We start from the raw sequence: 22098 nt of genomic DNA on the forward strand, positions 1-22098 counted from the left end.
GCCCGCCGAGGCCCCCGTGCCCGCCGCCTAGACTGACTCGGTGAACGTCTCCGCTCCCTCCGCCGACTCCCTGCGCGCCGCCCTCGCCGGGCTCCTCGACGGGCTGCCGCCCAAGCAGGCCGCCCAGGCCGTCGAGCGGCTGATCGCCAACTACCGGGGGACCACCCCGACGGACGCCCCCGTGCTGCGCGACCGCTCCGACGTCGCCGCGTACGCCGCGTACCGGATGCCGGCGACCTTCGAGGCGGTACGGGGCGCCCTCGACGCCCTGCGCGCGGCCGCACCCGACTGGGAGCCGCGTACCCACACCGACGTCGGCGGCGGTACGGGCGCGGCGAGCTGGGCCGTGGCCGAGGCCTGGGGGGACGAGCCGCCCCGCACCACCGTCCTGGACTGGGCGGAGCCCGCCCTCGCCCTCGGGCGCGAACTCGCCGCCGGGAACCTGGACGCCGAGTGGCGCACGGCCCGGATCGGCGGCGCGCTGCGGCTCGCGGACGCGGACCTCGTCACCGTCTCGTACGTCCTCAAGGAGCTGACCGAGGCCGACCGGACGGCGCTGGTGGCCGAGGCGGCGCGCGCGGCGCAGACCGTCGTGATCGTCGAGCCCGGCACCCCCGACGGCTACGAGCGGATCATCGCGGCCCGGACCCTGCTCGTCGACGCCGGGTTCACCGTCGCCGCGCCCTGCCCGCACAGCGGGGCCTGCCCGATCGAGCCGGGCACGGACTGGTGCCACTTCTCGGCGCGGGTCAGCCGTTCCTCGCTGCACCGGAAGGTGAAGGGCGGTTCGCTGCCGTACGAGGACGAGAAGTACAGCTACGTGGCGGCGACCCGGTTCCCGCCGACGCCGACGGCCTCCCGCATCACCCGCAGGCCGCAGATCCGCAAGGGCCTGGTCCTCCTCGAACTGTGCGGCCCGGACGGCCTCGGTCGCGACACGGTCACCAAGCGCCACGGCTCGCTCTACAAGCAGGCCCGTGACGCCGAGTGGGGCGACTCCTGGCCGCCGGAGGACCAGGACTGACCTTCCGGCCCCGGTCAGACGGGGGAGACCAGGCCGCGTACGGGGTCGGCGCGGACCCCGGCCTGCCAGACGACGGGGCCGCAGGCCTCGCCGTTGGGGGCGCTCCTGCGCAGGGTGAACGGCGCGCTGCGGTCGTAGACCGTGCGGTCGGCCGCCGGGTCGGTGACCCGGAGGCGTACGGTCACCCGCTTCTCACCGGTGACCTCGGGCATGTGCAGGCTGAAGACGACGAAGGGGTCGCTCGCGGCCACGTCCTGGCGCTCCTTGCAGACCTCGTCGACGCAGAACCGGTAGTGGGCCCCGGCGGGGAAGTCGGCGGGCTTCCAGGTGAGGGTCACCCCGGACTCGGAGTGGATCAGGGTGCATCTGATCCGGCCCTCGCTCTGGCAGCCGGCCGCGAGGAGCACGGTCGCGACCGCCGCCGAGGCGTACACATACCGAGACCTGCCGTTCGTACCCACCGAAAATGCCCCCCGAAGTCACGTTTCCGCAGACCAGGAGGGGCACTTTACGGAGGCGGTTCAGGGCCGTCGACCCCCGGGGCCGCCCGCCCTCCCCGCCCTAGGGCCGCAGCTCCTGGGTGCAGCACTTCACGCTGCCGCCGCCCTTGAGGAGTTCGCCCAGGTCCATGCCGATCGGTTCGAAGCCGCGTCGGCGCAGGGGGTCGAAGAGGCCCACCGCCGCCTGGGGGAGGAGGACGTGCCGGCCGTCGCTCACCGCGTTCAGGCCGAGGGCCGCCGCGTCCGTGTCCGTCGCGATCAGGGCGTCGGGGAAGAGTCGGGCGAGCACCGCGCGACTGCCGGGGGAGAAGGCGTCCGGGTAGTACATGACCTCGTCGGCCGCGTCGTCCAGGACGCAGAGCGCCGTGTCCAGGTGGTAGTACCGCGGGTCCACCAGTTCCAGGCCGATCACCGGGCGGCCGAAGAACTCCTGCGCCTCGTCGTGGGAGAGCGGGCTGGAGCGGAATCCGCGCCCGGCGAGGATCCAGGAGGCGGTGACGGCGAAGTCGCCCTCGCCCTCGTTGATGTGCTCCGGGACTCGTACCGCGTCCTCTGCCCAACCGTTTCCGCGGAACCAGGACACGTGTGCCCCGGCCTCGGCCGCGCGCTCGGCGTGGGCGAACCTGGCGCCGAGGACCCGGCCCTCGACGACGGTCGCGCCGTTCGCCGCGAAGACCATGTCCGGCAGCGCCGGGTCCGGGTCGAGGAGCTCGACGCTGTGGCCGAGCGCGCGGTAGCGGTCGCGCAGGTCCTCCCACTGGGCGAGGGCGAGCGGCAGGTCGACCGGTTTCGTGGGGTCCATCCAGGGGTTGATGGAGTACGTCACCTTGAAGTGCGTGGGTGGGCACATCAGATAACGGCGGGGCGAGGACGTGCGCGGAGTGGTGCGCAATGAGGGCTCCTCACGGACGGGCGGACGGAAGGCGAAGACCGAGGCGCCGGAAAGATCCGCCGGATCGGTGGACCCCATGGTCCGCCTTCCGGGCCCCGCGCGCAGTGGACCGTTCGGGTGGTTCGCACACGGGCGCACCCGGCCGCGCCCGGTCGCACCGGGCCACACGTGGCGAGACGCGGCGTCTCGCGTGCTGCTAGATTGGAGCCATGTCCGAGACCAAGGCCCCCGACGCCTCCCGCCGCAGCGAACGCTCCCGCCGCGCCATCTTCGACGCCGCCCTCGCCCTCGTCTCCGAGACCGGCTACGCGAAGACCACCATCGAGGGCATCGCCGCCCGCGCCGGCGTCGGCAAGCAGACCATCTACCGCTGGTGGCCCTCCAAGGCGGCCGTCCTCCTCGACGCCTTCCTCGACCTCGCCGCGCAGGCCAACGAAGCGCTCGGCGGAGACGCCGACAGTGAGATCCCCGACACCGGGGACCTCGCCGCCGACCTCAAGTACGTCCTGCGCGCCACTGTCGACGAGATGAACAACCCCGCCTTCGACGCCCCCACCCGAGCCCTCGCCGCCGAGGGCATCGTCGACCCCGAGCTGGGCGCCCGCTTCACCGAGGCGCTCCTCGAACCCCAGCTCGCGTACTACGCCCGCCGCATCGAGACCGCCCAGGCCGCGGGCCACGTCGACCCCGACGTCGACCCCCGCATCGCCCTGGAACTCCTCGTCGGCCCGCTGCACCACCGCTGGCTCCACCGCACCCTGCCGCTGACCCACGCCTACGCCGACAGCCTCGTCGACCTGGCCCTGCGCGGCCTCGCACCGCGCGGCTGAAACGTCCCCGCGACCTCTCCGCGACCTCTCCGCGACGTTTCCGCACACCGGATCGGCACCCCGGTTCCACACTCCGGTCACCTGAGGCGCAGGATGGTGGGACCATGGGCAGAGCCGAACGGGCGAGCATGAGGTGTGAGGGGATAGATGGGCGACGGGATCGGCCGCTACCGCGGCACGGAGAGCAAACTCGCGCAGTGGCTGCGCAGGCGCCCGAAACGCACCGCGGCCGACGACGAGAACGACCGCGAGAAGCTGCTCCTGGCCGTCGCCGCCGCAGGGCTGCCCCTCGCCCCCGCCGCGTACCCCGTCGGCTACAGCTGTTCCTGTGAGCGGATCGGCTGTCCCACCCCCGCCCGGCACCCCGTCTCCTTCGCCTGGCAGACGCAGTCGACCACCGACCGCGCCCAGATCGAGCGCTGGGCCCGCAACGAGCCCGAGGCGAACTTCGTCACCGCCACCGGCATGGTCCACGACGTCCTCGACGTACCGCTCGCCGCCGGCCGCGCCGCCCTGGAGCGCCTCCTCGCCGAGGGCGTCGAGGTCGGGCCCGTCGCCGAGTCCGCCGACGTCGACACGGTCGGCGGGCGGATGCTCTTCTTCACCGCCACCCGCGGCACCCCCGAGGACGAGGACGAGTGGTGGCCGTGTGAGCTCGACTGCCACCCCGAGACCATGGACGAGCACCCGGGACTCCGCTGGCACTGCCGCGGCAGCTACGTCCTGGTACCGCCCGCCCGGCTCCCCGGGGACGAGAGCGCCCATCCGGTCGTCGCCTGGCTCCGCGGCCCCGAGCACCCGCTGCCCGACCCGCTGAACCTCCTGGAGACCCTCCAGGACGCCTGCGCCCGCCACGCGGCCGCGCGCGAGGCGGAGGGCGACGGCGAGCACACGGCCCACGAGATCGCCTGGCCCCTGACCCGCTGACCTCCGGGGCGGGACCAGGGCCGTACGAGGGTCCGGCGGAGCCGGTAAGAGGATCCGACCGGCCCCTGCGAAGGCTGCTACGAGCCCTGCGCGCCCACCACGCCCTGGAGCCGGGCCTTGATCGTGACGCCGTCGCGGTCCGTGCCCGCCGGCTTCACCAGGGCCGCCTGGTTGGACACCCACTCCTTGGTGACGGTGTTCTTGACCTCGCCGGTCAGCAGCGCCTTGACGTCGGGGCCGACCTTGGGCCGGTAGCCGGGCGCCGCCGTCTGCCGCTCGAAGAACCGCGTCGCGAAGAAGACGAACGCGCCGCCGTCCTTCGTCCGCAGCCCGAGGGGAGCGAAGTCGCCCTGGTCCGTGACCCGGTCGAGGTACTGGGTGGCGAGCCCCGGCCGCTTGGCGCCCTTCTGCCGCTCCTCCCGCAGGAGCGTCGTGTGCGCCCCCGCCGTGTACGGCCCCGGCTGCCCGTCCTTCAGGAACGAGACGTACTCCTCGCCGAGGTCCTCGGGCGCGACCGCGAGCCCGTCGGCGTCCGCGGCGACCGGCACCGCGTACCCGTCCTCCTCGGCGAACTCGGGCACCGCGGACGGGCTGGTGACCACCAGGTGGGCCACCTCCCACAGCTGCTGGGGCCCGTTGCGCACGAAGACCAGGAGCCAGCGCTGGTCGCCGCGGCCCTCGTCGGTGTCCCGGTTGGAGTCCGTGTCCGCGAGGAACCAGCGCGGCCAGCCCGCCTTGCGGGGCAGCACGAAGCGCGCGTCCGTCAGTTCGAGGGGCTGGTGGTTCGGGTTGCCGCCGGGGGCGGTCACCGCACGCGCGCGCAGACCCGCCTGGTTGATCTCCCCGAGCGGGCCGGTGACCCGGCCCGCGTCCAGGGCCGGGTCGTGGGCCTTGTCGGCCTTGTTGTAGGCGCTCGTGAAATCGGCGAGGGCCTGCGCCGCCTCGGCCTGCGTGGCCGGCGGCATCAGCGCGAGTTCGCCGTGCACCGTCACGCAGCCGCTCGCCGTCAGTGCAAGGACGGTCGCCGCCGCCGTCGCGGCGAGGAGCCGCGCGGGTCGCATGGATCCGGTGGACCGTCGTGCCGACAGCCGCTCAAGCGGTCGTCTCGGCGCTCGCCTCAGCGTCAGCCTTCTCATCGGTCGCCTTCTGCTTCTTCACCCGCACGGACGGACCCGACCCTATCGGGGCCAGGAACAGCGCGAGCGTCGGGACCAGATACAGCGCCCACACCGTGACCTGAAGGACCGTCGGGTTCGGCTGGAAGTTGAAGACGCCCTTGAGGAGCGTGCCGTACCAGCTGTCCGGCGGGATCGTCGCCGAGATGTCGAAGGCCTTGTTCGCGAGGCCGTCGAGGAAGCGGGCCTCCTGGAGGTCGTGCACGCCGTACGCGAGGACGCCCGCCGCCACCACGACCAGCATCCCGCCGGTCCAGGTGAAGAACGTGGCCAGGTTGATCCTCAGCGCGCCCCGGTAGAACAGCCAGCCGAGGAGCACCGCCGTGGCCAGTCCGAGGAGGACACCGACCAGCGGGGCGGACGTGCCGTCCGAGGAGGCCCGGACCGACGCCCACACGAACAGCGCCGTCTCCAGGCCCTCGCGGCCCACCGCCAGGAAGGCGGTGGCGACCAGCGCGCCCGTGCCCATCTGAAGGGCCGCGTCCAGCTTGCCGTGCAGCTCGGCCTTGAGGTGCCGGGCCGTGCGCCGCATCCAGAAGACCATCCAGGTCACCAGGACGACCGCGACGATCGACAGCGAGCCGCCGAGCAGTTCCTGTGCCTCGAAGGTCAGCTCCTGGGAGCCGAATTCGAGACCGGCGCCGAAGGCGAGGGCCACGCCGACGGCCACGCCGATGCCGATCCAGATCGGCTTCAGCGCGTCCCGCCGGCCGGTCTTCACCAGATAGGCGATGAGGATGCAGACGACCAGGCTGGCCTCAAGGCCCTCGCGCAGGCCGATCAGATAGTTACCGAACACGCCGGTTCCCTCCCGGGGTTACGTGGAGCGTCACGCGAACAGCGCCCGGCCCCACCAGTCGTCCTTGTCCCGGACGCCCGGCGGGATCGCGAACAGCGCCGAACCCACGTGCTGGATGTACTCGTTGAGGACGTCGGCCCGCGACAGGGAGGTCTGCACCGGGATGAAGCCGGTCCGGACGTCCTTCTGGTACGCCAGGAAGAACAGGCCCGCCTCCAGGCGGCCGAGTCCGTCGGTGCCGTCGGTGAAGGAGTAGCCGCGCCGCAGGATCGTCGCCCCGGCGTTGCTGTCCGGGTGGGCGAGCCGGACGTGCGAGTCGGGCTTCATCGCCTTCAGGAACGGCTCGTCGTGCTCCTTGGCCTTGCCGGCGGGCGCACCCTCGCGCTTGTCGCGGCCGAAGATGTCCTCCTGCTCGGCGAGCGGCGTACGGTCCCAGGTCTCGACGTTCATGCGGATGCGGCGGGCGACGAGGTACGAGCCGCCGTCCAGCCAGGCCGTGGCGCCCTCGGCGTCCTTGCCGGAGACCCACACGTGCTTCGCGAGCCGCTCGGTCTCGGTGCCCGCGATGTTGCGGGTGCCGTCCTTGAAGCCGAAGAGATTGCGGGGGGTCTGGGCGTCGGGGGTCGTCGAGGACGTCTTGCCGAAGCCCAGCTGCGACCAGCGCACCGCGACCTTGCCGAAGCCGATCCGCGCCAGGTTCCGGATGGCGTGCACGGCGACCTGCGGGTCGTCCGCGCACGCCTGCACGCACAGGTCGCCGCCGCTGCGCGCCGGATCCAGGTTGTCGCCCGGGAACTTGGGCAGCTCCACCAAGGCCCCGGGACGCTTGTCCTTCAGCCCGAAACGCCCGTCGAAGAGCGAGGGGCCGAAGCCGATCGTGAGGGTGAGACGGGAGGGCTTGAGGCCGAGGGCCTCGCCGGTGTCGTCCGGCGGAGCCTCCGGAAGACCGCCGTACGCGCCCTCGCCGACCTCGGCGCCGGCCGTCATGCGCTCGGCGGCCCGCGTCCAGTCCTTGAGGAGCTGGACCAGCTCGGCGCGGTCCGTCGTCTTCACGTCGAAGGCGGCGAAGTGCAGCCGGTCCTGGACCGCGGTGGCGATACCGGCCTGGTGCGGGCCGTGGAACGGCACGGCCGCCCCGCTGTCGGCGACCGGCACGGGGGTGTCCCCGTCCCGGCTCAGCAGCGCGGCGCCGCCGGCCGCGGCGGCACCGAGCGCGAGCCCGGCACCGCCCCAGCCGATGACCGTACGGCGGGAGGGCGCGTCGCCCTCGGCCGCCTGCTGCTCCTGGGTCTCCTCGGACATGTCCGTCTCTCCGTCCCTGTTGGCTAGACGATTACTTGACGACGGCGGCGGCGAGCTTGGAGAGCGGCTCGGCCAGCGCGTTGACGCCGTCCGACAGCTCCTTGCGCTCGGCCGGGGTGACCTTGTCGTACGAGGTGAAGACGTAGCTGGTCTTGTCCGTGCGGTACTTGTCGAGCAGCGCGCTCAGCGCGGCGAACTGCTTGTCCAGTTCGCCGACGAGCTTCGGGTCGTTCTTCGTGGCGACCGGCCGGAGCAGGTCGAAGGACTTCTGCGCGCCCTCGACGTTGGCCTTGAAGTCGACGAGGTCGGTGTGGGAGTAACGCTCCTCCTCGCCGGTGACCTTGCCGGTGGCGACCTCGTCGAGGAGCTCCTTGGCGCCGTTGGCCATCGAGGTCGGGGTGATCTCGGCCTTGCCGACCCGCTTCACCCAGTCCGCGAGGTCCTTGTCCAGGGTGTCGGCGAGGGTCTTCTCGGCGGGGCCGAGCTTCTTGTCCTTCCAGAGGGCCTTCTCCAGGCGGTGCCAGCCGGTCCAGTCCTTCGCCGGGTCCTGGCCGGCCTCCAGGCCGTCCTCGCGGACGTCGACCTTGGGGTCGATGTCGCCGAAGGACTCGGCGACCGGCTCGGTGCGCTCCCAGCCGATGCGGGACTCGGCGTAGGCCTTCTTGGCGGCCTCGATGTCATCGGCGCGGACGGCGTCGGTGAAGACCTTCACCTTGGGGAGGGTCGCGTCGGCCTGCGCCTGGACGTACTGGCGGTAGGAGGCGACGGCCGCGTCCATCTCGGGGGAGCGCTTGGTGCCCGCGGCCCCGCCGGTGGCCTTGACCTGCTGGCGGATGCCGTCGCCGACCATGCCGGGCTTGCAGGCGATCGCGTAGTCACCGGCCTTGATCTCGGCGGTGATGGTGGCCTTGGTGCCGGGGCCGATGTTCTCGCGCTCGGTGACGATCCGGTCGTCCGGGTAGAGGACGTAGACCTCGGTGACCTTGGAGCCGCGGTTCTCGACGGCCAGCTTCAGGTGACCGGCCGGGAACTCCTTCTTCGAGACCTCGCAGGAGTCGTCCTTGGCGACGACGGTGACCGCGCCGTCGTCCGCCTTGGCGTCGCTCTTCTCGGTGCAGCCCGTGACGGCGGCCAGGGCCGCAGCGGTCGCTGCGGCGGTGACGACGGAGAGGCGAACGGCTCGCATGGGGACTCCAGAAACGCGGGGACGGGGACTGAGGCGGACCTAACTTAACCGAGGCTTACCTCAGCCATACCCGGCCGTCCAGTGATTCAGCTCTCAGGTCCGGCGGACCGGACACGGCGGGATCACAGGGGCTTCATGGGGTTCTCATGGGGTGGTCAAGGGCAGGTCAAGGAAGGGGAATTGTCCGCATTCCTCTTACTCGTGAGTACGCCTGGGTACGACCAGGGGCACGCCGGTCCGGGGGTGCGGGAACACTTCCACCGGCTGCCGGTAGACCCGGCTCAGCAATTCCGCTTCGAGGACGTCCGAAGGCGGCCCCGCCACCGCGATCCGGCCCTCGTGCAGCACCCCGACCCGGTCCGCGTGGGCCGCCGCGAGCCCGAGGTCGTGCAGGACGACCACCACCGCGTCCCCGGCTGCCGCGCGCTCCCGGCAGACCCGCAGGACCAGTTCCTGGTGGCGCAGGTCGAGGGCGGCCGTCGGTTCGTCGAGCAGCAGGAGACCGGTCCGCTGGGCCAGGACCCGGGCCAGCGCGACCCGGGCCCGCTCGCCTCCCGACAGCGCGGAGAACGGACGCTCGGCGAAGGCTCCGACCTCCGTGGCCGCCATCGCCTCGGCGACGGCCGCCTCGTCCTCGTCCTCCCGCTCGGTGCCCGCCCACGGGGCCCGGCCCATCCGCACCACGTCGGCGACGGCGAAGGGGAAGGAGAGGGCCGCGTCCTGCGGCAGCACCGACCGCCGCAGGGCGAGTTCCCCGGGCGTCCAGCCGGCCGCCGACCGCCCCCCGATCCGTATCTCTCCGGCGCTCGGCGCGAGATCGGCGGCGAGCGCGGCGAGCAGCGTCGACTTCCCGGCCCCGTTGGGCCCCACCAGGGCGAGCACCTCTCCGGCCCGCACCCCGATCCCGACCCCGTCGAGCACGGTCCGGCCGCCGCGCTCGACCCGTACGGCGACGGCCTCGGCGACCGGATCGCCGGGCGCGGCGGGGGAGGGCATTGCGCGCGTGCGCCGGTGTGCGAGTGCGGGGAGCAGTCCCCGGAGGCGTACGGATGTCATGCCCAACCACCTTGCCTGCGACGGGTCCTGCGCAGCAGCCAGAAGAAGAACGGGCTGCCGAGGAGGGCGGTGAGGACGCCCAGGGGAAGTTCGGCCGGGGCCGCGACCGTACGGGCCGCGAGGTCGCCGGCCGCGAGGACGACCGCGCCGCCGAGCGCGCTGCCCGGCACCAGGAAGCGGTGCCCGGGGCCGTTCGCCATCCGCAGCAGATGCGGGACGAGCAGACCGACGAAGGTGATGATGCCGGCCACCGCGACCGCCGCCGCCGTGAGCAGCGCCACCACCAGGATCAGGGCGACCCGCAGCCGCTCCACGTCCACGCCGAGATGGCGGGCGGGCCGCTCGCCGAGGGCGAGCAGGTCGAGCCGGCGGGCGTAGAAGGGGGCGACGGCGAGGCCGAGGAGCGCGCACGGCAGTACGGCGAGGACCTTGGGCCAGGTGGCCTGGGCGAGCGAGCCGAGCTGCCAGAAGGTGATCTGGGTGACCTGCGCGTTGTCGGCGAAGAAGAGGAAGAGGCCGATGAGAGCGCCCGCGAAGGCGTTCACGGCGATACCGGTGAGGATCAGTGTCACCACCTCCGTACGGCCGCCGGAGCGGGACATCGCGTACACGAGGAGCACGGTCGCGAGCCCGGCGACGAACGCGCAGACCGTCACGGTCCAGTTGCCGAGGAAGGTGAGCCCCAGCGCGATCGCGCCGACCGCGCCGACGGCCGCGCCCGCCGAGATGCCGATGACGCCCGGCTCCGCGAGCGGATTGCCGAACACGCCCTGCATCAGGGCGCCCGCGCAGCCGAGCGAGGCGCCGACGAGGACGGCGAGGACGACCCGGGGGAGCCGGATGTTCCACAGGACGCTCTCGGCCGTGCGGTCGAGGGCGTGTCCGCCGAGCCCGATCCGGTGCTGCGCGGAGGTGAGGACGTCACCGAGCGGGATCTCGTACGCCCCGATCCCGGCGGAGAGCAGGGCGAGGAGGAGCAGGACGCCGAGGAGGCCGGCGGTGAGGAGGGCGGCGGTACGTGGCGGCGCGACGGGAGGCGCCTGCGGCGAAGGGTCCTTGCCGAGGGCCGGTGGGGTCTCCTGGAGTGCCGTCACTTCTTCGCCCCGTACAACTGGCCGACCAGGGACTTCAGTACCCGGTCGGTGCGCGGGCCGTAGTTGAGGAGGACGCCGTCGTCGACGGTGACGACCCGGCGGTCGGCGCCGGCCGGGGTCTCGGCGACGCCGGGGATCTTCACCAGGCCGTCGATCCCGCCGACGGAGTCGAGTCCCTTGCTCATGACGAGGATCGCGTCGGGCGCGGCCTTCGCCAGGGCCTCGCTGGTGATCGGGGTGAAGTCCTTGGTCAGGCCGGATTCCTTGCCCGCGTCGATCGCTCCGGCGGCTTCGAGGAGCGAGCTCGCGCCGGACTCGGCCCCGCCGAGCAGATAGACGGCGGCGGTGCCGCGTACGTACAGGAAGGCCACCCGCGGCTTCTCCTCGCGGGCCGGAATCTCCTTCCGTACGGCGTCGATCCGCTCCTGGGTGCGCTTCCCGAGCGCGGCTCCGGACTCCCGTACGCCGAGGGCCGCGGCGACCGCGTCGATGCGGGTGCCGACGTCGGCGAGTGCCTTGGCGGGCTTCACGACGACGAGCGGGATGCCCGCGTCCCGGATCTGGGCGATGGCCTCGGCCGGGCCTGTGGTGCCCTCGGCGAGGACGAGGGTGGGTTTGAGGGAGAGCACGCTCTCGGCGGAGACGTCGTGGGCGCGGGTCACCACCGGGAGTTTCCCGGCCTGTTCGAAGGTGGCGGTGATGTCCCGGGCGACGACCTTCCTGCCGAGGCCGAGGGTGAAGACGATCTCGCTGAGGGAGCCGCTGAGCGGCACGATCCGGTCGGTGGAGGTGACGGTGACCGTGCGGCCGTCGGCCGAGGGGACGGTGACGGGGAGTCGGGGCCCGACCGGGTCGGCGAGCGGCTCGACCCGGTCGGGGGCTGCGGCGGGCGCGCTCGCCGGGGCGGCCCCGGTGCCGGTTCCGTTTCCGCCTCCGTCACCGCAGCCGGTCGCCATGAAGGCGAGGGCGAGCACTGCTGTCAGCGCTCCCGCGAGGCGAGTTCTGCGCACCGGACACCGTCCTGTCGTTCGTTCCGCTTCGTACTGCCGTGGTTCTGGTTCATCGGCTTCGCGCCGGGGGGATTCCGACCGAGGCTGGATGTAGCTTAGGTTAGCCTTACCTCACTTGCTAGCCCTCGGAGGGGTTCCATGCTGCTGTCCAGACCCGCCCGCGCGCTCGCCGTGACCCTGTTCGCGGCCCTGCTCGCCGCCCTCGTCCCGGCCAGCGCCGCCCACGCGGAGAGCCGCACGGTGCAGGGCGGTCGGCTCGACTGGGGCATCAAGTCCTCCTTCCAGAGCTACGTCACCGGGCCCATCGCCCAAGGCGATTGGGGCCTCACCGGCGGAGCCGCCACGGTCGGCGGCAGCCAGTTCCGCTTCCACTCCGCGCAGGGCTCGTACGACCCGGAGACCGGCGTCTTCGAAGCCGCCTTCTCCGGTGGCGTCCACTTCACCGGCCACCGCAAGGCGGACGGCAGCAACGAGCTCGACCTCACCATCAGCCGCCCCCGGATCCGGATCCAGGGCGGAAGCGGCACCCTCTACGCCGACATGGCGAGCAAGGCCAAGGGCAGCGGCCGGACGACCGTCTCCTCCCGGGTGCCGCTCGCCACGCTCGACGTCGGCGGCATCGACATGCGCGGCGGAGGCAGCCCCGTCTCCCTCGCCGGCGTGCCCGCCAGGCTCACCGCCCAGGGCGCCACCGCCTTCGCCGGCTACTACCCGGCCGGTACCTCGCTCGACCCCGTCAGCCTCACCGTCGACGTCCGCTCGCCGCGGAAGGCCACACCGAGCGCCACGCCCACCACCGAGTCCACCGGCGCCCCTTCCGAGGCGCCTTCCGCCACGGCGAGTTCGACCCCGTCGGCCCCGGCCGCCGGAAGCCTCCGCGCCGCCGCCGTCGACTGGGGCGTGCGCCGCACCTTCCGCGAGTACGTCACCGGATCCATCTCCCAGGGCACGTGGACCCTCGCCGACGGCGCCCAGGACGGCGGCGCGCTCTTCCGCTTCCCCGACGGCCAGGGCACGTACGACCCGAGGAAGGGCACCCTCGACGCCGCCTTCGCGGGCAGCGTCCGCTTCACCGGCGCCCACCTCGACCTCACCCTCGGAAAGGTCACCGTGAAGGTGAGCGGCGGCACCGGCACCCTCGGCGCCGATGTCACCAGCGCGGGCCGGACCGAGAAGGCCGTCCCCCTCGTCACCTTCACCGCCCGCGGCCTCACCCCGAAGAACGGCCTCGCCGCCGTCATCGAGGCCCCCGCCACCCTCACCGAGGGCGGCGCCAAGGCCTTCGGCGGCATGTACAAGGCCGGGACCGCGATGGACCCGGTGTCCCTGGCCGTCGCCGTCGACACCAAGGCCCGGCTGCCCGCGCTCCCTGACCTCGGCAGCGACGCGAAGCCCACCCCGGCGGCCCCCGCCACTCCTTCCACGTCAGCCGCACCCGCTCCCGCGGCGGCCTCCGAACCCTCCTCGTCCCCCACCGGGCTGTACGTCGCGATCGGGGCAGGTGCGCTGCTCGCCGCCGCAGTCGCGGTCTTCGTCGCCGTACGCCGTGGCCGTAGCGGCAGTACTCCCACCCGCACTCCCTCGGCCTGAAATCCCCCGCGCACCCCCCTTGCGCCCCGCCCCCCCCCGCGCCCCAAGTCCCTCTAGGAGAACCCCGTCATGGCCACCCCCTTGCGTCACCGTTCCGTCACGCTGGCCGCCGCCGTCGCCACGGCAGCCGCCCTCGGCACGGGCGCCGTAGCCCTCGCCCTGCCCGCCGCGGCCGACGCCGCGCCCCCGATGACGCTGAGCGACGGCACACTGGACTGGGGCATCAAGCAGTCCTTCCGCACCTACCTGGCCGGGGGCTTCGCCCACGGGAAGACCACCCTGGAGGGAGGCGCGAGGCAGGCGGCGGACAACGGCGTCTTCACCTTCGTCGACGGCACCGGCACGTACGACACGGGTACCCACGCCACCGCCAACTCCTTCAAGGGCGGCGTCCGCTTCGAGGCCCACCAGGGCGCGCTCGACATCCGGTTCTCGGACGTCAGGCTGTCGACGAAGGGCACGGCCGCGCCGACCGGCGAGATCACCGCCGACGTCGTCACCAAGGAGAAGGACGGCTCCGTCTCCACCCGCTCGGACATCGCCGTCGCCGCGCTCGACATGACCGGCGTCCGGCCGAGCCAGGGCGCGGGCGGCGTCATGACGTTCAAGGACATACCGGCGAAGCTGACGAAGGACGGCGCGGCGGCGTTCGCGGGCTTCTACAAGGAGGGCGACGACCTCGACGCCGCCACCCTCACGGTGAAGGCGGGCGGCGCGCCGACCACCGCGCCCCCGACCACCGCGCCCCCGACCACGCCCCCCACCGCTCCGCCGACCACGGCCCCGACCACCACGGCCCCGACGACCGCCCCGACCACGACGGCGCCCACCGGCCCGGCCCCGACCACCACCGCGCCCACCGGCCCGGCCCCGACCGGCACGCAGCCCACCGGCCCCGCCACCACCGCCCCCACCACGACCGACCCGACCGCCACGGCGCCGACCGGCGACCCGTCCGGGATCGTGAACGGCATGCTGACGTGGGGTGTGAAGCAGAGCTGGCAGAAGTACGTCGGCGAGATGTGCGGCGGCTCCGTCACCCCCTCGGGCGGTGCGAGGAAGCAGGGCTCGGCCTACGAGTTCGGCTTCGTCAAGGCCGACCTCGACGCCGACGCACGCAAGGCCGAGGCGGCCTTCTCCGGCAGGCTCGCCTTCGTCTGCGCCGCGCACGGCATCGACTGGACCGTCGGCGACGTGAAGGTGAAGGCGACCGGCTCCACCGGCACCCTGACCGCCGACGTCACCAGCGCCCGGGGCACCGAGAACGACGTTGCCTTCGCCGACCTCGACCTGTCCCGGTCCGACTGGACGGCGCACGACGGCGTCGTCACCCTCGCGAACGTCCCGGCGAAGCTGACGGCGGCCGGCTCCGCCACCTTCTCCGCTCCCGGCGGCCAGGGCGGCTACCCGACCGGCACCGTCATGGACCCGCTGACCCTGACCCTCTCGCTCGACGAGGACGCCACGCTCCCCTCGACCACCGGCTCGGGCGGCTCCGGCACCACCGGCGGCGGCGAGGCCGGCGGATCGTCCACCACGGGCGGCGGCGGAACCGTCGGAGGCGGCGGCACGGTCGGCGGCGCCGGCTCCGCGGGCGGCTCCGGCGCGCTCGCCGCGACCGGATCGGGCGCCCCCACCGGCCTCCTGCTCGGCGCCTCGGGCGCCCTCGCCGCCGCGGGCGCGGCCGTCGTCGTCGCCGTGCGCCGCCGGGCCGCGGAGTCCTGAGCAGGTCCTGAACCGTCCCGCGCCCCCCCCGAAAGAGGCAGGGCCGCACCCGATTCGCGGGTGCGGCCCTGCCGGCGCATCGTGAAATGGTTCAATTTCCGCCATGAACACGACCGAGCACAGCGCCGGCCCCGACATCGACGTCCTCCGGGTCTTCTGCGCGGGCGACGGCCGGTACGGCAACGCCCTCGGAGTCGTACGGGACACCCGTGACCACCCCGACGAGGCCTCCCGGCAGGCGCTCGCCAAGGAGCTGGGCTTCAGCGAGACGGTGTTCGTGGACGACCCGGAGCGCGGGATCGTCGACATCTACACCCCCGGGCTGCGGCTGCCGTTCGCCGGATACCCGCTGGTCGGCGCCGCCTGGCTGCTCGACCTGGAGGTCATCCGTCCGCCCGCGGGCGAGGTGTGGGTGCGCGGCGACGGGGAGTTCACCTGGATCGAGGCGCGCGCCGAGTGGGCGCCGCCGCGGACCCTGCGCCAGTACGGCTCCGCCGCCGAGGTGGAGGCCCTGGAGGTGCCCGAGCCGGGCGAGTGGATCTACGCCTGGGCCTGGGAGGAGGAGGCCGCGGGCCGGATCAGGGCGCGCGCGTTCCCCGGGCGCGGCGACGGCATCGACGAGGACGAGGCGACCGGCGCGGCGGCCCTGCTGCTCACGGCGGAGCTGGGACGGGCCCTGAACATCACGCAGGGCCGGGGTTCGCAGCTGCTCACTGCCCCCGGCCCTGACGGCATCGTGGAACTCGGCGGACGGGTCCGCCTGGAGGGAACGCTCACGCGCTGAGCGCGGGGCGGTCCCCTTCGGGAACAAGGAGGTCCCCGTCGGGAACGCTCACGCGCCGAGGTCCCCGTCGGGAACGCTCACGCGCCGAGGCCCGCTTCGGGAGGTCTCACGCGGTGAGCGGGAACTCCCCGCCCAGCTGGTGGAAGACCGCGCTGTTGAAGGCGAACGCGCGCTTGCACTCGTCGACGATCCGCTGCTTCTCCAGGTCGTCGGCGTTCACCCCGTCGAGCAGCTCCCGGTACCCCCGCTTGAACGCGGCCGGGTTGGAGATCGCGTCGAACACGTAGAAGCGGACGCCGTCGCCCTTGCGCGCGAAGCCCCAGGTGCGCTCCGCCTTGTCGCGGATGATCTGGCCGCCCGACAGGTCGCCCAGGTAGCGCGTGTAGTGGTGGGCCACGTACCCCGCGGGCCATTCACGGGCACACTCGGCGACCCGCTCGGCGTACGCGACGGTCGCGGGCAGCGGGGAGACCCCGGCGCGCCAGTCGGGGCCCCGCAGATGGGCGAGGTCCTGCTCCAGGGCGGTCGTGCGGAACAGCTCGGTCTGTATGAAGGGCCCGGCGACCGGGTCCTCGCGCAGCGCCTCCGCGCCGTCCTCCAGGGCCCGGTACACGAACCAGAGCTGCTCGGTGTAGCGGGCGTAGGCGTCGACGGCCAGACGTCCGCCCAGGAGGTCGCCCATGAAGGACGACGTCTCCGCCTCCGTGTGCTGCTCGTGCGAAGCCGTACGGATGAGCGTGGAGAAGGGCGTGTCCAAGGCGTGCCTCCGTGACCGATGGGACGGGAACCAGTGACGATCCTGCCAAGTTAGGCTTACCTAAGTCAACTGGTTCCCGACGTCCTGTCGGTAAAAGAGCTACCCACTTGAGCACGCGGGCCAACGCGGGAGATCCGTGGGATTCGGCGGGAGTCAGGGAAGCGTGAGGATCTCCGCCCCGGTCTCCGTCACCACGAGCGTGTGCTCGAACTGTGCCGTCCGCTTCCGGTCCTTGGTCACGACCGTCCAGCCGTCGTCCCACATGTCGTAGTCGTGGGTGCCGAGCGTCAGCATCGGCTCGATGGTGAAGGTCATGCCGGTCTTGATCTCGGTGGTGTGGTGGGGCGAGTCGTAGTGCGGGACGATCAGGCCGGAGTGGAAGGACGAGTTGATGCCGTGCCCGGTGAAGTCACGGACGACGCCGTAGCCGAAGCGCTTGGCGTACGACTCGATGACCCGCCCGATGATGTTGATCTGGCGGCCCGGCTTCACGGCCTTGATGGCCCGGTTCAGGGACTCCCGGGTCCGCTCGACGAGGAGTCGCGACTCCTCGTCGACGTCACCGCAGAGGTAGGTGGCGTTGTTGTCGCCGTGGACGCCGTTGATGTACGCCGTGACGTCGAGGTTCACGATGTCGCCGTCCCGCAGGACGGTGGAGTCCGGGATGCCGTGACAGATGACCTCGTTGACCGAGGCGCACAGCGACTTCGGGAACCCGCGGTAGCCGAGGGTCGAGGGGTAGGCGCCGTGGTCGCACATGAACTCGTGCGCGACCCGGTCGAGCTCGTCGGTGGTGACACCCGGGGCGATGTGCTTGGCGGCCTCCTCCATCGCCTGAGCCGCGATGCGGCCGGCGATCCGCATCCGTTCGATGGTGTCGGAGTCCTGCACCTCGGGCCCGCTGTACGGGGTCGGGGCGGGCTTCCCGACGTACTCGGGACGGCGGATGGAGCCCGGAACGGAACGATGGGGGGAGAGCTCCCCCGGTACGAGAAGCGACTGGCCAGACATGCCAGCGAGTCTAACGACCGGGTCTGGGGCAGCATGGTCTCGGAGGAAGGAGCCGACGACGATGGCTTTGTTCAAGAAGCGCACCGTGGGCAAACCGGGCGAGTGGTACTACTGCCTGGAGCACAAGAAGGTCGAAGAGGGCCCCGAGTGCCCGGCCAAGAACCGCTTCGGCCCGTACGCCACCCGCGAGGAGGCCTCCCACGCGATGGAGACCGCCCGCGAGCGGAACCTGGAGTGGGAGACCGACCCGCGCTGGCACGACAAGGCGGGGAAGCCGGAGGCGCAGGAGCCCCCGGACTAGCGCCTGTCCAGCGGCCCTGGACACACGGGGACCCGGCCGGGACCGCTCACACGGTCCCGGCCGCCTCCTTCTGTGCCGCCTCCTGCTGGGCCTTGCGGCGCAGCGAGTCCTCGTCGGTCTCGGAGTCGTACGTGAGGAGCTTCGGCAGCGCGAGGCAGAGCAGGCCCACCGAGGCGACGCAGGCCACACCACCCGTCCAGACGGCCGACCGGGTGCCGGTCCAGCCCGCCATCGCGCCCGCCCTGACCTGGCCCAGCTGCGGGCCGACGCTGTAGGAGAGCACCTCGATGCCGGCCAGCCGGCCGCGCAGCTCCTCCGGGATCGTCTGGTTCCAGATGGTCGCCCGGCCCAGACCGCTCAGCATGTCCCCGGCCCCGGCGAAGGCCAGACAGAGCAGGACCGGCCAGACGTTCCCGAACCAGCCGGCCGCCGCGATCGCCAGACCCCAGCCGGCGGCGCCCGCGACCACGAGCAGCCCGTGCCGACGCACCTTCGACGTCCAGCCGCTGGTCAGCCCGAGCACCAGGGAGCCGACCGAACCCGCCGCGTACATCAGGCCCAGCGACCAGTCCGCGTCCAGCTCGTCCGCGAGGAACGGGAAGATCGTGTTCGGGAAGGCGAAGAACATCGCCGCGAGGTCGATCGCGTACGTGCCGAGCAGCACCGGCCGCGACCAGGCGTACCGCGCGCCCTCCGCGATGCCCCGCAACGAGGGCTTCTCCGCGTCGTGCGCGGGCGGCGCGGGGGAGAGCCGGCGGCACAGCAGCACCGAGGCGGCGAAGCCGACGATCGTCACCCCGTACGCGGGCGCGTGGCCCGCGAACGCCACGACCAGGCCCGCGAGCGCCGGGCCCGCGATCGAGCCCATCTGCCAGCGCAGCGAGTTCAGCGCGGCCGCCGCCGTCTGGTGCTCGTGCGGCACGATCCGGGCCATCAGCGAGTCCAGGGCCGGACGCTGGAGCCCCGCGAGCGCCGAGACACCGGCCGCGACCACGTACAGCGGCCAGAGCATCGGGTCCGGGAGCAGTGCGTTGACCAGCAGGATCCCGGCGAACAGACCCAGACCCGCCTCGGTCAGGAGGATCACCTTCCGCCGGTCGACCGCGTCGGCGAGCGCCCCGCCGTACAGTCCGAACACCACGAGCGGCACCAGCTCGACCGCGCCCATCGCGCCGACGGCGAGCGGCGAACCCGTCAGATCCTTGATCTGCAGCGGCAGGGCGATCATCGCCATCGCGCTGCTGAAGTACGTGACGAGCCCCTGGATCCACAGGAGCCGGAAGTCACGGGAGGCACGCCACGGCGCCGGATCGGGCAGGAGCGCGGAAAGCTTCGCGAGGGCAGGAGACACGAGGGGCCATGCTCCGGCGGCCCACTGCCGGAGGCAAACGATTTACCGCCGGGGGCGGAGGCCGGGGCCGGGTCCGGGGGCGGGGGTCGGGGGCGGGAAGTCGGGACCTGCCGGGACCTGCCGTGCCAGGACAGGCTGGGGCCTGCCGGGGACCTACCCGCATCTGCCGGGACCCATCGGCTCCCGCCGGTGCGTCCGCGCTACCAGCGCGCCGGGGGCGGTGCCGTCAGGCGGTCCGCGAGGTCCGAGAGGCGGTCGCGGAAGCGGCGGGTTCCGCGTGGTGACGGCAGGCTGTTCTCGCCGGCCGCCGCGCTCACCAGGTGCTGCACCGTGTCCAGGTCCACCTCCGCCCCCTCCGCCACCGTGAGCGTCTCGTGCGCGAGCCCCCGCACCTCCTCGTCGCCCCCGTCGAGCGACAGCACCGTCGCCCCCGCCCGCCGGGCGTCGTGGACCCGCTGGAGCACGCCCGCGTCCGGCCGCTCCGGTGCCACCATCAGCAGCGTCGCCCCCCGCCCCGCCACCTCCAGCCGGCCGAGCCCGACCGCCAGATGGGCCGGATCGCCCGGCCGCACCCGGTGCCGTACCAGGGTCGGCGCCAGCTCCGGGATCCCCGACCAGGCCGACTCGTCGACCAGATGCGCCGCCAGGTGCCAGGGCTCGTACTCCTCCGTGCCGACCAGCAGCAGCCCGCCCCGGTGCGGAACGACCGAGGACCGGAGCGCGCCCGCGAACCGGCGGGCCGCCCGCGGCCATTCCGTCCCGGCGAGCACTTCCCGCAGCAACGCGACCCGTACGGCATCCATGGGCCCGCATCCTGCACCAGACCGCGGCCCGCGCGCGGCCGGTTGCGGGGGATCCACCCGTACGGGAGCGGCCCGGCGGCCCCGACCGGTCGGTAATGTCGGGGCCATGACTTCCTCGACTCCCAGCACCCCCGCCCCCAAGGCCGCGCCCAAGGACCCGTGGGACCTTCCCGACGTCTCCGGCCTCGTCGTCGGCGTCCTCGGCGGTACCGGCGACCAGGGCCGCGGCCTCGCCTACCGGCTCGCCAAGGCCGGCCAGAAGGTGATCATCGGCTCGCGCGCCGCCGACCGGGCCCAGGCGGCCGCCGAGGAGATCGGCCACGGCGTCGAGGGCGCCGACAACGCCGAGTGCGCCCGCCGCAGCGACATCGTGATCGTCGCCGTGCCGTGGGACGGCCACGCCAAGACCCTGGAGTCCCTGCGCGACGACCTGGCCGGCAAGCTCGTCGTGGACTGCGTCAACCCGCTCGGCTTCGACAAGCAGGGCGCCTACGCCCTCAAGCCCGAGGAGGGCTCCGCCGCCGAGCAGGCCGCCGCGCTCCTCCCGGACTCCCGGGTCGCCGCCGCCTTCCACCACCTCTCCGCCGTCCTCCTCCAGGACACCTCCCTGGAGGAGATCGACACGGACGTGATGGTCCTCGGCGAGGAGCGCGCCGACGTCGAGCTCGTCCAGGCCCTCGCCGGCCGCATCCCCGGCATGCGCGGTGTCTTCGCCGGCCGGCTGCGCAACGCCCACCAGGTCGAGTCGCTCGTCGCCAACCTGATCTCGGTCAACCGCCGCTACAAGGCCCACGCCGGGCTCCGCGTCACCGACGTCTGAGCCGGTCCCGGGCAGGACGTCCGGTCCGGTTCGAGACAGGACGTCCGAGCCGGTCCCGGCAGGGCGGTGGGCATGGGGGACACTGGACGGGCACAGCAGCCGTACCCGGACAGGAGCCGACCCCCATGCCCCGCCTCGCCCTCTACGCCCTCGTGGTCTGCGCCCTCGCCGTCGCCGCGGCCGTCGTCTCCTTCGTCGAGGGCAGTTTCCTCGGCGTCGTCTGGGTCCTGCTCGCCGGCCTGTCCTCCAACATGGCCTGGTACTACATCCGCCGCGCGAAGGTCGAGAAGGCCGCCGCGGCGGACGCCGTCGAGGCGTAGGGGCTCAGACCTGGCAGAACTCGGGCGCGTCCTGCCAGAAGCGGAACAGCTGTGAGCCGCAGTAGCGCGAGAGCTCCGGCACCCCGAGCGACCGCATCAGCGCGTCGATCGCGTCGAAGAAGCCGTTGTTGATCGCCGGCACGAACAGCAGCGCGATCACGATGAAGAAGCCGTACGGCGCGTACGGCTCGATCTGCCGCTTCACCTTGTACGACAGCCAGGGCTCCACCACGCCGTACCCGTCCAGGCCCGGCACCGGCAGGAGGTTCAGGAGCGCCGCGGTCACCTGGAGGAACGCAAGGAAGGCCAGCGCGAACTGGAACGCGAGCGGTACCCCGTCGAGCGCGTCCAGCCAGAACGGGGCCGTGCAGACGAGCGCGAACAGCACGTTCGCCAGCGGGCCCGCCGCCGAGATCAGGCTGTGCTTCCAGCGGCCCTTGATCCGGCCCTGCTCGATGAAGACCGCGCCACCCGGCAGACCGATCCCGCCCATGATCACGAACAGCACCGGCAGGATGATGCTGAGGACGGCATGGGTGTACGCGAGCGGGTTCAGGGTCAGATAGCCCTTCGCGCCGACCGTGATGTCACCGCCGTGCAGCGCCGTACGGGCGTGCGCGTACTCGTGCAGACAGAGCGACACCACCCACGCCGAGGTCACGAAGAGGAAGATCGCCAGGCCGGGCGAGGCGGCGAAGTCCGTCCACACCGCCCAGCCGGTGACGGCCATGACGGCGAGGATCGCCAGGAAGACGGGGCTGATCCGCCGCTCGTGGCGCCGGGTGGTGGCCGTGGTCATCGCGGAAGCTCCCAAGGACGGAGGACTGACGGAGTCCGGACA

Annotated in this window: 23 protein-coding genes; 9 read left to right on the forward strand and 14 right to left on the reverse strand. The window is 72.9% G+C overall.

Features of this window, described 5'->3' with window-relative positions; genetic code table 11:
- Positions 1–40 precede the first annotated feature (40 nt).
- On the forward strand, positions 41–1024 hold the full coding sequence (locus OG259_RS29195) for a small ribosomal subunit Rsm22 family protein (RefSeq protein ID WP_328944962.1): 984 nt from the start codon (positions 41–43) through the stop codon (positions 1022–1024).
- A 14-nt stretch (positions 1025–1038) separates the two neighbouring features.
- On the opposite strand, the gene OG259_RS29200 is transcribed toward OG259_RS29195, so the two are convergent.
- A complete protein-coding gene (locus OG259_RS29200; protein WP_328944963.1) occupies positions 1039–1458 on the reverse strand; it encodes a hypothetical protein in 420 nt (139 codons plus the stop codon).
- Between the two features lie 127 nt (positions 1459–1585).
- On the reverse strand, positions 1586–2374 hold the full coding sequence (ddaH, locus tag OG259_RS29205; protein ID WP_328947212.1) for a dimethylargininase: 789 nt from the start codon (positions 2372–2374) through the stop codon (positions 1586–1588).
- A gap of 251 nt (positions 2375–2625) precedes the next feature.
- Between ddaH and OG259_RS29210 the strand changes: the two genes are divergently transcribed.
- Positions 2626–3246, forward strand: coding sequence for a TetR/AcrR family transcriptional regulator (locus OG259_RS29210; protein WP_328944964.1), 621 nt, complete (start codon positions 2626–2628; stop codon positions 3244–3246).
- Between the two features lie 147 nt (positions 3247–3393).
- Positions 3394–4173 carry a bifunctional DNA primase/polymerase gene (locus tag OG259_RS29215; RefSeq protein WP_266891236.1) on the forward strand — a complete coding sequence of 260 codons (780 nt, stop codon included), beginning with the start codon at positions 3394–3396 and terminating at the stop codon, positions 4171–4173.
- 77 nt (positions 4174–4250) lie between these two features.
- Here OG259_RS29215 and OG259_RS29220 read toward each other — a convergent pair whose 3' ends face one another.
- From OG259_RS29220 to OG259_RS29250, 7 genes are all read right to left on the reverse strand, one after another.
- Positions 4251–5234 (reverse strand): hypothetical protein, encoded by a 984-nt coding sequence (locus OG259_RS29220; protein WP_328944965.1) that lies wholly within the window; start codon positions 5232–5234, stop codon positions 4251–4253.
- Positions 5235–5265: 31 nt separating this feature from the next.
- The gene (gene efeU, locus OG259_RS29225) at positions 5266–6147 is read right to left on the reverse strand and encodes an iron uptake transporter permease EfeU (RefSeq protein WP_328944966.1); all 882 of its coding nucleotides are present in this window, start codon (positions 6145–6147) and stop codon (positions 5266–5268) included.
- A gap of 30 nt (positions 6148–6177) precedes the next feature.
- Complete coding sequence (gene efeB, locus OG259_RS29230; RefSeq protein ID WP_328944967.1) at positions 6178–7449, reverse strand: iron uptake transporter deferrochelatase/peroxidase subunit; 1272 nt, start codon at positions 7447–7449, stop codon at positions 6178–6180.
- Positions 7450–7480: 31 nt separating this feature from the next.
- The gene (gene efeO / locus OG259_RS29235) at positions 7481–8635 is read right to left on the reverse strand and encodes an iron uptake system protein EfeO (RefSeq protein ID WP_328944968.1); all 1155 of its coding nucleotides are present in this window, start codon (positions 8633–8635) and stop codon (positions 7481–7483) included.
- 195 nt (positions 8636–8830) lie between these two features.
- Positions 8831–9691, reverse strand: a complete 861-nt coding sequence (locus OG259_RS29240; protein ID WP_443052039.1) for a heme ABC transporter ATP-binding protein — start codon at positions 9689–9691, stop codon at positions 8831–8833.
- Positions 9688–10785: a FecCD family ABC transporter permease gene (locus OG259_RS29245; RefSeq protein ID WP_328944969.1), complete on the reverse strand. Its 1098-nt coding sequence runs from the start codon at positions 10783–10785 to the stop codon at positions 9688–9690. The genes OG259_RS29240 and OG259_RS29245 overlap by 4 nt, the downstream gene beginning before the upstream one ends.
- A complete protein-coding gene (locus tag OG259_RS29250) occupies positions 10782–11741 on the reverse strand; it encodes a heme/hemin ABC transporter substrate-binding protein (RefSeq protein ID WP_328947214.1) in 960 nt (319 codons plus the stop codon). Before OG259_RS29250 ends, OG259_RS29245 begins: the two co-directional genes overlap by 4 nt.
- Before the next feature lie 192 nt (positions 11742–11933).
- Here OG259_RS29250 and OG259_RS29255 point away from each other — a divergent pair, with 192 nt between their 5' ends.
- The 3 genes from OG259_RS29255 to OG259_RS29265 all read left to right on the forward strand — a co-directional run bounded on the left by OG259_RS29255 (position 11934) and on the right by OG259_RS29265 (position 15894).
- A complete protein-coding gene (locus tag OG259_RS29255; protein WP_328944970.1) occupies positions 11934–13385 on the forward strand; it encodes an HtaA domain-containing protein in 1452 nt (483 codons plus the stop codon).
- Positions 13386–13454: 69 nt separating this feature from the next.
- Positions 13455–15110 carry an HtaA domain-containing protein gene (locus OG259_RS29260; protein ID WP_328944971.1) on the forward strand — a complete coding sequence of 552 codons (1656 nt, stop codon included), beginning with the start codon at positions 13455–13457 and terminating at the stop codon, positions 15108–15110.
- A gap of 103 nt (positions 15111–15213) precedes the next feature.
- Positions 15214–15894, forward strand: a complete 681-nt coding sequence (locus OG259_RS29265) for a PhzF family phenazine biosynthesis protein (protein WP_328944972.1) — start codon at positions 15214–15216, stop codon at positions 15892–15894.
- A 106-nt stretch (positions 15895–16000) separates the two neighbouring features.
- Here the strand turns inward: OG259_RS29265 and OG259_RS29270 are convergent, their stop codons facing one another.
- Together OG259_RS29270 and map are read right to left on the reverse strand one after the other, a co-directional pair.
- Complete coding sequence (locus tag OG259_RS29270) at positions 16001–16651, reverse strand: biliverdin-producing heme oxygenase (protein WP_328944973.1); 651 nt, start codon at positions 16649–16651, stop codon at positions 16001–16003.
- 153 nt (positions 16652–16804) lie between these two features.
- Positions 16805–17662: a type I methionyl aminopeptidase gene (gene map, locus OG259_RS29275; protein ID WP_328944974.1), complete on the reverse strand. Its 858-nt coding sequence runs from the start codon at positions 17660–17662 to the stop codon at positions 16805–16807.
- Positions 17663–17723: 61 nt separating this feature from the next.
- On the opposite strand from map, the gene OG259_RS29280 reads away from it, so the two are divergent.
- Complete coding sequence (locus OG259_RS29280) at positions 17724–17963, forward strand: hypothetical protein (RefSeq protein WP_266891212.1); 240 nt, start codon at positions 17724–17726, stop codon at positions 17961–17963.
- 46 nt (positions 17964–18009) lie between these two features.
- Here OG259_RS29280 and OG259_RS29285 read toward each other — a convergent pair whose 3' ends face one another.
- Together OG259_RS29285 and OG259_RS29290 are read right to left on the reverse strand one after the other, a co-directional pair.
- On the reverse strand, positions 18010–19314 hold the full coding sequence (locus OG259_RS29285; RefSeq protein ID WP_328944975.1) for an MFS transporter: 1305 nt from the start codon (positions 19312–19314) through the stop codon (positions 18010–18012).
- A 200-nt stretch (positions 19315–19514) separates the two neighbouring features.
- On the reverse strand, positions 19515–20117 hold the full coding sequence (locus OG259_RS29290; RefSeq protein WP_328944976.1) for a hypothetical protein: 603 nt from the start codon (positions 20115–20117) through the stop codon (positions 19515–19517).
- 106 nt (positions 20118–20223) lie between these two features.
- On the opposite strand from OG259_RS29290, the gene npdG reads away from it, so the two are divergent.
- Both npdG and OG259_RS29300 read left to right on the forward strand, forming a co-directional pair.
- Positions 20224–20937 (forward strand): NADPH-dependent F420 reductase, encoded by a 714-nt coding sequence (gene npdG, locus OG259_RS29295; protein ID WP_266891206.1) that lies wholly within the window; start codon positions 20224–20226, stop codon positions 20935–20937.
- Between the two features lie 125 nt (positions 20938–21062).
- The gene (locus tag OG259_RS29300; protein WP_443052040.1) at positions 21063–21257 is read left to right on the forward strand and encodes a hypothetical protein; all 195 of its coding nucleotides are present in this window, start codon (positions 21063–21065) and stop codon (positions 21255–21257) included.
- 4 nt (positions 21258–21261) lie between these two features.
- Here the strand turns inward: OG259_RS29300 and OG259_RS29305 are convergent, their stop codons facing one another.
- Complete coding sequence (locus OG259_RS29305; RefSeq protein ID WP_328944977.1) at positions 21262–22056, reverse strand: site-2 protease family protein; 795 nt, start codon at positions 22054–22056, stop codon at positions 21262–21264.
- Between the last annotated feature and the right edge of the window lie 42 nt (positions 22057–22098).

The sequence above is a fragment of the Streptomyces sp. NBC_00250 genome (assembly GCF_036192275.1).
In the GTDB taxonomy this organism is placed as follows: Bacteria; Actinomycetota; Actinomycetes; order Streptomycetales; family Streptomycetaceae; genus Streptomyces.